Annotated in this window: 11 protein-coding genes and 1 other annotated feature; of the genes, 10 read left to right on the top strand and 1 reads right to left on the bottom strand. The window is 42.2% G+C overall.

Translation table 11 applies throughout. From position 1 onward, the window contains the following. Positions 1 to 1,014, top strand: a complete 1,014-nt coding sequence (ysxE, locus tag AM592_RS09790) for a spore coat protein YsxE (protein ID WP_053603633.1) — start codon at positions 1 to 3, stop codon at positions 1,012 to 1,014. 19 nt (positions 1,015 to 1,033) lie between these two features. Here ysxE and AM592_RS09785 read toward each other — a convergent pair whose 3' ends face one another. Further along, positions 1,034 to 1,225: a hypothetical protein gene (locus tag AM592_RS09785; RefSeq protein ID WP_053603632.1), complete on the bottom strand. Its 192-nt coding sequence runs from the start codon at positions 1,223 to 1,225 to the stop codon at positions 1,034 to 1,036. A 169-nt stretch (positions 1,226 to 1,394) separates the two neighbouring features. Further along, positions 1,395 to 1,625 (top strand) — a binding site (T-box leader). Positions 1,626 to 1,686: 61 nt separating this feature from the next. On the opposite strand from AM592_RS09785, the gene AM592_RS09780 reads away from it, so the two are divergent. The 9 genes from AM592_RS09780 to mreD all read left to right on the top strand — a co-directional run bounded on the left by AM592_RS09780 (position 1,687) and on the right by mreD (position 11,956). Beyond that, positions 1,687 to 4,329: a valine--tRNA ligase gene (locus tag AM592_RS09780; RefSeq protein WP_053603631.1), complete on the top strand. Its 2,643-nt coding sequence runs from the start codon at positions 1,687 to 1,689 to the stop codon at positions 4,327 to 4,329. A 51-nt stretch (positions 4,330 to 4,380) separates the two neighbouring features. Then, the gene (locus AM592_RS09775; protein WP_053603630.1) at positions 4,381 to 5,679 is read left to right on the top strand and encodes a bifunctional folylpolyglutamate synthase/dihydrofolate synthase; all 1,299 of its coding nucleotides are present in this window, start codon (positions 4,381 to 4,383) and stop codon (positions 5,677 to 5,679) included. A 178-nt stretch (positions 5,680 to 5,857) separates the two neighbouring features. Beyond that, positions 5,858 to 6,610, top strand: a complete 753-nt coding sequence (locus AM592_RS09770; RefSeq protein WP_053603629.1) for a prepilin peptidase — start codon at positions 5,858 to 5,860, stop codon at positions 6,608 to 6,610. A 296-nt stretch (positions 6,611 to 6,906) separates the two neighbouring features. Beyond that, positions 6,907 to 7,905 (top strand): SPOR domain-containing protein, encoded by a 999-nt coding sequence (locus AM592_RS09765; protein ID WP_225970351.1) that lies wholly within the window; start codon positions 6,907 to 6,909, stop codon positions 7,903 to 7,905. A gap of 202 nt (positions 7,906 to 8,107) precedes the next feature. Further along, the gene (locus AM592_RS09755) at positions 8,108 to 8,677 is read left to right on the top strand and encodes a Maf family protein (protein WP_053603626.1); all 570 of its coding nucleotides are present in this window, start codon (positions 8,108 to 8,110) and stop codon (positions 8,675 to 8,677) included. A gap of 59 nt (positions 8,678 to 8,736) precedes the next feature. Further along, complete coding sequence (radC, locus tag AM592_RS09750) at positions 8,737 to 9,411, top strand: RadC family protein (protein ID WP_245213029.1); 675 nt, start codon at positions 8,737 to 8,739, stop codon at positions 9,409 to 9,411. Positions 9,412 to 9,503: 92 nt separating this feature from the next. Continuing rightward, on the top strand, positions 9,504 to 10,526 hold the full coding sequence (locus AM592_RS09745; protein WP_053603625.1) for a rod shape-determining protein: 1,023 nt from the start codon (positions 9,504 to 9,506) through the stop codon (positions 10,524 to 10,526). Between the two features lie 21 nt (positions 10,527 to 10,547). Continuing rightward, positions 10,548 to 11,441 carry a rod shape-determining protein MreC gene (mreC, locus tag AM592_RS09740; RefSeq protein ID WP_053603624.1) on the top strand — a complete coding sequence of 298 codons (894 nt, stop codon included), beginning with the start codon at positions 10,548 to 10,550 and terminating at the stop codon, positions 11,439 to 11,441. Beyond that, on the top strand, positions 11,438 to 11,956 hold the full coding sequence (gene mreD, locus AM592_RS09735; RefSeq protein ID WP_053603623.1) for a rod shape-determining protein MreD: 519 nt from the start codon (positions 11,438 to 11,440) through the stop codon (positions 11,954 to 11,956). Before mreC ends, mreD begins: the two co-directional genes overlap by 4 nt. Positions 11,957 to 11,968: the final 12 nt, after the last annotated feature.

Below are 11,968 nucleotides of genomic sequence, written 5' to 3'. Positions count from 1 at the left end.
ATGGATGAAATACGGTCGATATTAAATGAGTACGGACTCCAATTAGAATATGCAGAATCTGTCAGCGATAAAGTGTATAAGGTTTACACCAACCACGGGGCATTCGCGTTAAAACAGCTATCGGCAAACCGAAACAGCAGGTTTACTGACCAAATGATCCAGCTTGAAAAACTCGGCTACCGATCCTTTGTGCCTGTGTACAGAACCCATTCAGGCCAATTTTTAGCAGGGCAGGACAGCTTTTACTACCTGATGCCCTGGCTTCACAATGATAAAAAAGAAGAGCGGGACCAAAAGCACGTGCATTTGTTTAAAGAGACTGCGCTTATGCATAAGCGGACTATGAAAGAAATAAAAATCAACCGCACTGATGTTGAAAAGCATTATGAGGATACGAAAAAAAAGTGGGAAGAACAGAAGCTTGTCTATGAAAAATTTGTTGATCGTGCTGAACGGGAATGGTATTTATCTCCCTTCGAGCTTCAAGCAGTCACTTATTTTTCGGAAACGATTCAGGCTACTGATTTTGCCAGCGAAAGACTGGAACAATGGTATGAGGCGATAAAAGAAAAAGAAACGACAAGGCTTGCTCTTACACACGGACAAATTTCGGTGCATCATTTTTTATATAATGATGTCGGCAACGGCTATTTCACAAATTTTGAGAAGGCGGAATTCGCTCCGCCAATTAATGATCTCCTGCTTTTTTATACGAGAACGTTTAAGACATACCCGAAAACGTGCTCGGAATGTGCAGATTGGTATTATACCTACCATCGAAACAGTCCGCTCTTGGATGAAGAAGTCAATTTGCTTTTAAGCTATATGGCTTATCCGCATTATCTTTTTAAAGTGATTAATCGTTATCAGTCGGAGCAAAATCAAAACGAAAAAATGGAATGCACAGAGCTGATAAAGTCGTATTGGCAGATGAAAAATACAGAACCGTTTGTTACACAAATTCATGAAAATGAAGAAAACAGAAAAAGGCAAGAAGAATCCTCATCCTCGTGATGAGGATTTATTTTTAGGCTTATATCAAATCATACTTAATAGCGCAGACCAAAAGGATCAAAAGCCCTAACAGAAGGACATCGAATATGGTTGGGAAAAGTATGGTGCGTATCCCTTGAAAAATCGTAATTGGCAAAATGAACGGTCCGCATATTGCTCGAAATTGCTTCATCCAGGGAGAAAAAGAATTCTTATAATATTTTTTTCTCATCAGCATGCCCTCCTTTTTCCGTTGGCCTGCCCTATCATATGCAAGACTTAGGAATAGGTGCATGCCCGCTTAGAGAGTATAGTTTTTGCCGAAAAAGGAAAAGATGATTGACGAATTGAAAAAATATTTATAAGATATAAAGAAAGTGTGAGAACGTAGAAACCTATATACATGAGCAACGAACGGGAAGAGTACAAAACAAACGCTAACAGAGAGAGGATCCAGCTGCTGAAAGGATTCTTTAGACCGTTTTTTTGGAAGGTCGCCCGGGAGCAAATTTCTTGAAAACAAGTAGAGAAATTCGGGAAATCCCCGTTATTGGAATAAAGAGCATGAAAGCAAGTTAGCAAGCTTTCATGAATAAAGGTGGTACCGCGGGAGAACTCTCTTCGTCCTTTTAACAAGGATGGAGAGAGTTTTTTCTTTTGTCTCACAAATTTACATGGAGGTCGACAAAGGCAATGGAAAAATTAGAACAATCGTTACCTACGAAATATGATCCTGCATCGGTAGAGAAAGACAGATATGATTACTGGATAAAGGGCAAATTTTTTGAAGCGGAAAATGATAAAAGCAAAGAGCCTTACAGCGTTGTGATCCCGCCGCCAAACGTAACTGGAAAGCTTCATCTCGGACATGCGTGGGATGTAACCTTGCAAGACATTATTACTCGAATTAAACGAATGCAGGGATATGATGTGCTTTGGCTTCCAGGTATGGACCATGCCGGAATTGCAACCCAGGCCAAGGTCGAAGGGAAGCTAAGAGAAGAAGGAAAGAGCCGCTATGATTTAGGACGCGAGAAATTTCTCGAAGTATCATGGGATTGGAAAGAGGAATATGCCGGCTTTATTCGTGAACAATGGGCGAAGATTGGACTAGGGCTTGATTATTCAAGAGAACGTTTTACCTTGGATGATGGCTTAAGCAAGGCTGTTCGTGAAGTGTTTGTCCGCCTTTACAATAAGGGATTAATTTACCGCGGAGAATATATTATTAACTGGGATCCAGCGACGAAAACCGCATTATCAGATATCGAAGTTATTTATAAAGACGTCCAGGGTGCCTTTTATCATATGCGCTATCCTTTGAAGGATGGAGAAGGTGCAATTGAAATTGCGACTACACGTCCGGAAACGATGCTTGGAGATACAGCGGTGGCTGTCCATCCTGAAGACGAGCGCTATAAGCACTTGATCGGCAAAACGGTTGTTCTTCCGGTCACTGGCAGAGAAATACCGATTGTAGCAGACGATTACGTAGACATGGAATTTGGTTCAGGAGCTGTGAAAATCACTCCTGCTCATGATCCGAACGATTTTGAGATCGGAAACCGCCATAACCTGGAGCGGATTCTGGTGATGAATGAAGATGGAACGATGAATGACAATGCATTACAATACAGCGGAATGGACCGTTTTGCTTGCAGAAAAGCGTTGGTAAAGGATCTGCAGGAGGAAGGCATCCTCTTTAAAATCGAAGATCACATCCATTCCGTCGGCCACAGCGAGCGCAGCGGAGCCGTTGTTGAACCATATTTGTCAACTCAATGGTTTGTCAGCATGAAGCCGCTTTCTGATGCATCGGTTGCTTGGCAGAAAAAAAGCGACAAGGTTCAATTTGTTCCTGACCGTTTTGAAAAAACGTACCTTCACTGGATGGAAAATATCCGCGATTGGTGTATTTCTCGCCAGCTTTGGTGGGGACATCGGATTCCGGCTTGGTATCACAAGGAAACGGGCGAAATTTACGTGGATCATGAGGCTCCAAAAGACATTGAAAACTGGACGCAGGATGAGGATGTACTGGATACGTGGTTCAGCTCCGCTCTTTGGCCGTTTTCAACGATGGGATGGCCGGATGAAGATGCTGAAGATTTCAAACGGTTCTATCCGACGAATGTGCTTGTGACAGGCTATGACATTATTTTCTTCTGGGTTTCGCGAATGATTTTCCAAGGGCTTGAATTTACAGGTGAGCGTCCATTTAAAGACGTGTTGATTCACGGGTTAATCCGTGATGAACAAGGCCGTAAAATGAGCAAGTCACTCGGAAATGGCGTAGATCCTATGGAGGTTATTGATAAATACGGAGCGGATTCGCTCAGGTATATGCTTGCTACAGGGGTATCTCCTGGACAGGATCTTCGGTTTAGTTTTGAAAAGGTTGAATCGACATGGAACTTTGCCAATAAAATTTGGAACGCTTCACGATTTGCCTTAATGAATATGGATGGACTTACGTATGAGGATATTGATTTTTCAGGAGAAAAATCTGTCGCCGATCAATGGATTTTAACTAGGTTGAATGAAACGATCGAAAGTGTTACTGAGCTCGTCGAAAAATACGAGTTTGGAGAAGTGGGAAGATACCTTTATAATTTTATTTGGGATGATTTCTGTGATTGGTATATTGAAATGGCGAAAATCCCGCTTTACGGCGATGATGAGCAAGCGAAAAAGACGACAAGATCAATCCTCGCCTATGTTCTCGATCAAACGATGCGTCTCTTGCATCCGTTTATGCCGTTTCTCACCGAAGAAATTTGGCAGCACCTGCCTCACAGCGGTGAGTCAATTACTGTAGCAGCGTGGCCAAAAGCAAAGGCAGATCATCAATTTGACGATGCGGCAGCTGATATGAAGCTTCTCGTGGAATTAATCCGCTCTGTTCGAAACATTCGCAGTGAGGTTAATACACCAATGAGCAAACAGGTTGAATTGTATATTAAGACTGGATCAAATGAGATTGCCGGGCGCCTGGATAAAAATCGCCACTATATCGAACGCTTCACCAACCCTAATGTTCTTGAGATCGGTACTGAGGTGAAATCAATAAATAAAGCATTGACCGCTGTAATCAGTGGAGCTGAGCTGATTCTCCCGCTTGAAGGGCTGATTAATATTGATGAAGAAATCGCCCGACTGGAGAAAGAGCTTGCCAAGCTTGATAAAGAAGTAGAACGTGTGCAGAAAAAGCTCTCGAACGAAGGATTTATAAAAAAAGCACCTGAGCAAGTCATAAATGAAGAACGGGCAAAGGAACAGGATTACGTGTCCAAACGTGAGGCTGTCCAAAACCGGATTGAAGAATTAAGAGGATAATATGAAGGAGGTGAAAGCTTTCACCTCCGTTTTGTAAAGAGGGGAACACAATTGTTTACTGGATTTGAAGAAGCACTCGGCTGGATACATGGCCGCTTGAAGTTTGGCGTCAAGCCGGGAATAGAACGTATGAAATGGTTTATGGAAAAATTGGACCATCCGGAAAAGAAAATAAAAGCGATTCATATCGCCGGAACTAATGGTAAAGGATCAACCGTCGCTTTTATCCGGTCGATCTTAAATGAATCGGGATATCGCGTTGGGACGTTCACCTCTCCTTATATCGTTACTTTTAATGAACGGATCAGCATTAACGGGCAGCCGATATCAGACGACGAGTGGCTTTTCCTTGTGAATCAAATTAAGCCGCTGACGGAAGAGCTGGAAAAAACGGAACTTGGCGCGCCAACAGAGTTTGAAATCATTACTGCTTGCGCTTTCCTCTATTTCAGCACTTGTAAAAACCTTGATTTTGTCATTTTTGAAACAGGTCTTGGCGGCAGGCTTGACAGCACAAATGTTGTCGAGCCTGTACTAACTCTGATAACGACGATCGGACATGATCACATGGCGGTTTTAGGCAGCACGCTGGAAGAAATTGCAGCTGAAAAGGCAGGAATTATTAAGAAAAATGTTCCCGTCATTACAGCAGTCCACCAAAAAAACGCCAATGAAGTCATTCGAATAAAGGCAGGGGAAATGAACGCTGAAAACATCTCCTTGCATGATGCGTGTGCGATTTTTAATGAAAAGGCACTGTCGGCGGGAGAAGAGTTTTCACTGGAAACGCAAGCTAAGCTTTATGAAAATCTTCAAACCTCGCTGATCGGCTCTCACCAACGACAAAATGCCTCACTTGCAGTGCTTGCAGCGGAAAAATTAAATCAGAGTGGACTAGCCGTTATTAATGAGTGCCAAATACGAGACGGCTTGAGAAAGGCAGTTTGGCCGGGAAGGTTTGAGAAAATATCTGATGATCCACCTGTCTATATTGATGGAGCACATAATATGGAAGGTGTCGAACGTCTTGTTGACACGGTAATGGATCATTTCTCAGGCAAACACTTGTACATTTGTTTTAGTGCGTTAAAAGATAAACCTTATGAAAAAATGATTGATAAATTGGACAAAATGGCATATGGCATCCATTTTACGAGCTTTGAATTTCCTCGTGCTGAACACGCAAAAGAACTTTACCAAACCAGCTCGAGTACAAATAAGTCTTGGGGGTCACAATTAAGCTCCATTAATGAGTTTATTGAAACGTGCAAAAAGGATAAAGACAGCGTGGTGATTTTAACAGGATCTCTTTATTTTATTTCACAAGCACGTACCATGCTGAATAAATAATGATCGGAAAAAGGGTGCGCATTTTCATGCGTACTCTTTTTTTAAAATCTAACAGCATTGTCAAAATGCTAATTTTGCAAATCAAATTCAATAATTTGACAAATTAGTAAATTGGACCTGGTTACATGGTATTATTGAACCGCAAAACTAATTAATAGAAAAGGTAGGGAGTTATAGTATGCTAGCAATGCTTCTCTTTTTTTACGGCCTTTTGTTTGGTTCTTTTTTTAATGTGGCAGGTTACCGCATCCCGAAGCAAATCTCCATCATAAAGCCTAGATCCTCTTGTTCAAACTGCAAACAGACGTTATCCGCAAGCGAATTAATCCCTATATTCTCTTACTTGATTCAAGGCCGAAAATGTAAAAGGTGCGGAAGTGCCATTCCAGCTTTTTATACATGGATCGAGCTTTTAACTGCTTGTCTATTTGCATTAGCTGGTTTATTGATGGGATGGTCCTTTGAGCTTTTAGTAGCACTTCTGCTTATATCACTATTGATGATCATTATTGTGTCTGATGGTTTGCATATGATAATCCCGAATCGGGTTCTGCTTTTTTTCCTTCCTCTTCTAATTGTTGTAAGAATCCTATCTCCGCTTGAGCCGTGGTATGGGAGTATAACAGGAGGATTTATTGGCTTTTTTCTTCTTCTTTTTATTTCTGTGATAAGCCGTGGCGGAATGGGGGGAGGGGATGTGAAGCTTTTTGGACTGCTAGGTGTAGTCTTAGGTTTGAAGTTAGTTTTACTTGCGTTTTTTCTTTCCTGCCTATTTGGGGTGATCGCCGGATATGTTGGTATGGCCAAAGGAAAAATAAAAAAGAATCAACCCATTCCGTTTGGACCGTCGATTGTTGCAGGCTCGCTAACAAGTTATTTTTTGGGGGAATCAATCATTGAATGGTATTTTCAATCAATTGGGATGGGGTAAAGAAAGAGTGTTCATTTTTTGTTAATTAGTAAGTCTTGCTTTTGCTTAGGTCTAGTTTTTTATCTAGGAAATATATAAGAATTCGACTTTGCCAGCAAAAAAAGACAACCCTTTTGAACCTTAAAATAATTTGACGAAACCTTTTTGAACGAGGCGAAAAAAGTCTTGTTCTTTTTTTTTTTCGTTGTGATAAAGTGTGGACAACTAGCTGGACAGGCATGGAACTGTTGTTGTACATAGGGGAGCAGCATCGGGATACGAAATTATTTTTCGAAAAAAAGCGAGGGGAACGACAAATGAGGAAAAGAAATAAGAAAAAAGGGCTGAAGGTGACAATTAACGGGCAAGAGGAAACGGTTTATGGCGAAGAAAGCAAAGAAAAAGCAGAAGCAGAAGCAAACGATCAAGTAACGTTTTCGAATTGGGAAGAGAAAAGGAAAGCAGAGATGGAAACTTCCGCTGCGAAGGATGAAAAAAAAGAAGACGAATTTGAATGGGTTTTGCCTGAAGAAGAAGAGGCAAATGATGATCCGAAGGTCGTATCTCCTTATCAAAAGAAGAAAGCATCCGGGAAAAGTCCTCATAATAAGAAGAACAAGCTATTTAACTCTTCAATCAAAAGAGTGACAACAACGGTTATTTTTGCTGTTTTAATCGGAAGCGGACTGGGGATATTTGCTTTAAGCCTCTCTACAGACGGTGGATCTCCATCAACATCTGCATCTACAGAACCTTCTAACAATGATTCGAAAGGCGATGAAACGACAGAAACGGATAAAGCCGGAAGCGCTGCTGAAAGTTCAGGAGACGGAAATCTGTCCACATTTGCCGTCCAAGCAGGTCTCTATTCTTCGGAAGAAGGCGCGAATTCGGTTGTTGACAAGTTAATTTCGGAAGGCTATGCAGCAGCTACTCTTGCCAAGGATGAAGGGTATTTTGTGATTGCCGGAATCGCTGAGGACAAAGAATTAACAGCTGCTCTCAGCCAAACGTTAGTTGACAACGGAACGGAAGCTTGGGGAGGAAAAGAGCTGTCGTTTTCGATAGATGCTGCGATTAGTGATTCCTTTAAGAAAGCTTGCGAGCTATCAGCGACAGCAATTACGGGAGCGCAGGTACCTGAAAATGAAATAAGTGCTCTGGAGGAAGCAGTTACTAGCATCAGCGGGGAAGAATCGGCTGGCCTTAAAGAGGGAATTCTCAAATCGCTGGAATATTTAAAACAACCCTCAGCGGAGTCTGGATGGAAAAGCCAGCAGGCATTGCTTGACCAATTGAAGAATCTATCCTCTTAAGCTCCCTTCGATAAAAGGGGGCTTTTTTAGTGCGCTTTTCCCGTGATATTCTTTTTTTCTATTAAAATAAGAAAATAACATTTTGATATCTTTTGTCATGAAAAAGATATTTTTCTGCAATTGTACTTGGTGTGCCCAGTTTGGTAGGATAAACAAGTATCTTTTTTTCTGAGCAGAAAGACTTAGGGGAGGAAAATGCAAAATGAAACCGCTAATACTAGCATCTCAATCGCCTCGAAGAAAGGAAATTTTAGATCTTCTTCAGCTTCCTTATTCCATCGTGATAAATGAAGCGGAAGAAAAAATAAACCGAAACCTTTCGCATGCTGAAAACGTCCAATTGTTAGCCGAGCAAAAGGCCGGAGGTATAGCTGAGAAATATCCGCAGGCTGTCGTAATCGGTGCAGACACGATGGTTTGTTTAAAGGATAAGAGCTTCGGCAAGCCAAAAACGGCTGAAGAGGCGGCTCTCATGCTGAGAGAACTGTCAGGAGCGACTCATTCTGTTCTGACCGGGGTAGCCATTAAGTCAGAAGACGCTTCTGTTTCGTTTGTCGAAGAAACAAAGGTGACATTCTGGACACTCGAGGAAGAAGAGATTTGGTCATATATCCACGACAGTCAGCCTTTTGATAAAGCCGGCGCGTATGGCATTCAGGATAGAGGAGCCCTCTTTGTCAAAACGATTATCGGAGATTATTACTCAGTAGTCGGATTACCTATTTCCAAAACGATGAGAGCATTAAAAGAATTTGGTATTCATGCCTTTTGAATCATCCTGGCGAGAAGGGAATTCAAAGGGAGAGTGACATAGACTTGAGTGAAATGCAAATGAAGCTAAGAGACTTTCCGCAAGATGAAAAGCCAAGGGAACGTCTGCTTGCTCTTGGTGCTGAGAGCTTATCCAATCACGAGCTGCTTGCCATCCTACTGCGTACAGGAACGAAAAAAGAATCCGTGTTGCAGCTTTCAAATCGTCTTCTGCAATCCTTTGACGGGCTCAGGCTGTTAAAGGAGGCATCCGTTGAGGAGCTTTCAAGCATTTCCGGGATCGGGCGTGCGAAGGCTGTACACATCATGGCAGCTCTTGAGCTTGGACGGCGTGTTCACAAGCTCGTATACGAAGATCGGTATGTTATTCGTACTCCTGAAGATGGCGCCAAATATTTAATGGAAGATTTGCGATTTTTAAATCAAGAGCACTTCGTGGTTATGTTTCTCAATACGAAAAATCAAATCATCCATAAGCAAACCATTTTTATAGGCAGCTTAAATGCGTCGATCGTGCATCCGCGGGAGGTTTTTAAAGAAGCGGTAAAGCGTTCTGCCGCATCGCTGATTTGCGCCCATAACCACCCTTCAGGCGACCCCAGTCCTAGCAGGGAAGATATAGAAGTCACCAAAAGGCTGTGCGACTGCGGCAAAATGATCGGCATCGAAGTGCTCGATCATTTGATCATTGGTGATCAAAAATATGTGAGTCTTAAAGAAAAAGGATATTTGTGACACTGTTTTTTTCAACAAATTACGATATAATGTAGTTTATGAGTTTTCTTTCCCAAAAGGGAATTTTGCTTCAGAAAGGAAGATACATAAAAATGTTTGGAATTGGTACGAGAGACCTTGGAATAGATCTAGGTACAGCGAATACGCTCGTATTTGTAAAAGGAAGAGGAATTGTGGTGCGCGAGCCATCAGTTGTCGCTTTGCAAACTGATACGAAACAAATTGTAGCAGTGGGAAATGATGCGAAAAATATGATCGGCCGTACGCCTGGTAATGTTGTTGCCCTGCGTCCAATGAAGGATGGGGTCATCGCGGACTATGAGACAACCGCCACGATGATGAAATATTATATTAATCAAGCTGTTAAAAATAAAAGCTTGTTTTCAAGAAAACCGTACGTTATGGTTTGTATTCCATCCGGAATCACGGCTGTTGAAAAACGTGCGGTAATAGATGCAACCCGACAAGCAGGCGCACGAGATGCCTATCCGATTGAAGAGCCGTTTGCCGCTGCGATAGGCGCGAATCTGCCAGTATGGGAGCCGACTGGAAGTATGGTTGTTGATATCGGCGGAGGAACGACAGAAGTAGCAATTATTTCTTTAGGAGGCATTGTTACTTGCCAATCGATCCGGGTGGCCGGTGACGAAATGGACGATGCTATTATTAACTATATCAGAAAGACCTACAATCTGATGATCGGTGACCGCACGGCTGAGGCGATAAAAATTGATATAGGCTCTGCTGATTCCGGCGAGGGTGTAGACAATATGGAAATCAGAGGACGAGACTTATTAACAGGCCTTCCTAAGACGATTGAAATAACAGCAAAAGAAATAGCTGGCGCATTACGCGATACAGTGATGACCATTGTAGACACGGTCAAGAATACATTGGAAAAAACACCGCCTGAGCTTGCTGCGGATATTATGGATCGCGGGATTGTGCTGACTGGCGGCGGAGCTCTGCTTCGCAATCTCGATAAAGTCATTGGAGATGAAACCAATATGCCAGTTCTTATTGCCGAAGACCCGCTTGACTGCGTGGCAATTGGAACAGGAAAAGCCTTGGAGCACATTCATTTATTTAAAGGGAAATCAAACGATAACCGGTAACAAATAGAAGAGGTGTAATTCATGCCACAGTTTTTTTCAAATAAACGGTTAATGTTTTTGCTCCTTAGTGTCATCATATTGGTTGCAATGATTGGGTATTCGTTAAGGGATGACCGGACTTCTTCATGGCCAGAAAAATTTATAAGTGATACTACCGGCTTATTTCAAAATATATTCCATACGCCCGCTCAATTTTTTGCGGGTTTCTTTGAGAACATAGATGATCTCAGGAATACGTATAAGGAAAATGAACGATTACGTTCAAAGCTGGATGAGCAGACACAATATGAAACAGAAATTCAACAGCTGAAAATTCAAAATCAAGAATTAAAAGATGAACTTGGACGAAAAGAGACTCTGGCAGATTTCACGACGATTCCAGCCACGCTTATCGCACGAAATCCGGAGATGTGGTACAACCGGATATCCATTAATAAAGGCTCAAACCAGGGTGTCGAAAAAAATATGGCAGTGATTACTTCTAAAGGGTTAATCGGGAGGGTTATCTCGGTTGATAACTTTAAATCTACGGTCCAGCTCTTAAGCGACCCGGACCGCAGAAACCTTGTTGCTGCCCAAGTTGTCGAAAAAGACAGCGCAAAATTAGTCGTTCACGGCTTGATCAGAGGATACGACCGGGAGAAAAAGGCTCTCATGTTTGAAATTGAGCCGGACGAAAAGAGAGAAATTAAGAAAGGTGATATCGTCCAAACCTCCGGGACAGGCGGTGTTATGCCTCCGAATTTGCCGATTGGCGAAGTGATTGATGTCCAGCCGGATTCTTACGGTCTGACGAAGATCGCTTATGTTAAGCCTGCTGCGGATTTTTATGATATAGGCAACGTCACAGTGGTTGACCGGACGGCTGATACAGCGGATCCAAATGATCTATCTTCAGAGGAGGAAGGTTCTTGAGACGGATTTTACTTCCTTTTCTTATGATATTTATGCTGATTTCGGACAGTTTATATGTTGAGTTCGTACGATTACCCTTTGTTTCAGAAGATCAAATGGCTGTGCCGCGGTTTTTGCTGTTGGCTTTAGTATTTATGGCCGCCTATATAAACCAGCGGCATGCCGTTGTATACGGTCTTATTTTCGGGCTTTTGTATGACATCAATTACACTCAGATTCTAGGAGTCTATATGTTCGGCTACGCAGCACTTTGCTATTTGCTGTCAAAGGCGTTTAAGGTTCTTCAAACGAATGCATTCGTCGTGATCGTTCTGTCTGTAATAGCAGTAGCGGTCTTAGAATTTTATGTGTACGGAGTGCAGCTTGTCATTACACCGTCGATTCTGTCGTTCAATGCTTTTGTCATCGAGCGGCTGCTGCCGACACTCGCATTAAATTGCTGTGCTTCTATCCTTACACTCTTTCTTTTCAAACGATATTTTGTTAACTATAAACGAAGATTTTTAGACGAGTAAAAAAAGGATTTT

It is taken from the genome of Bacillus gobiensis, assembly GCF_001278705.1.
GTDB classification, from domain to species: Bacteria; Bacillota; Bacilli; order Bacillales; family Bacillaceae; genus Bacillus; species Bacillus gobiensis.
This window is presented reverse-complemented; position numbering and strand designations above follow the sequence as displayed.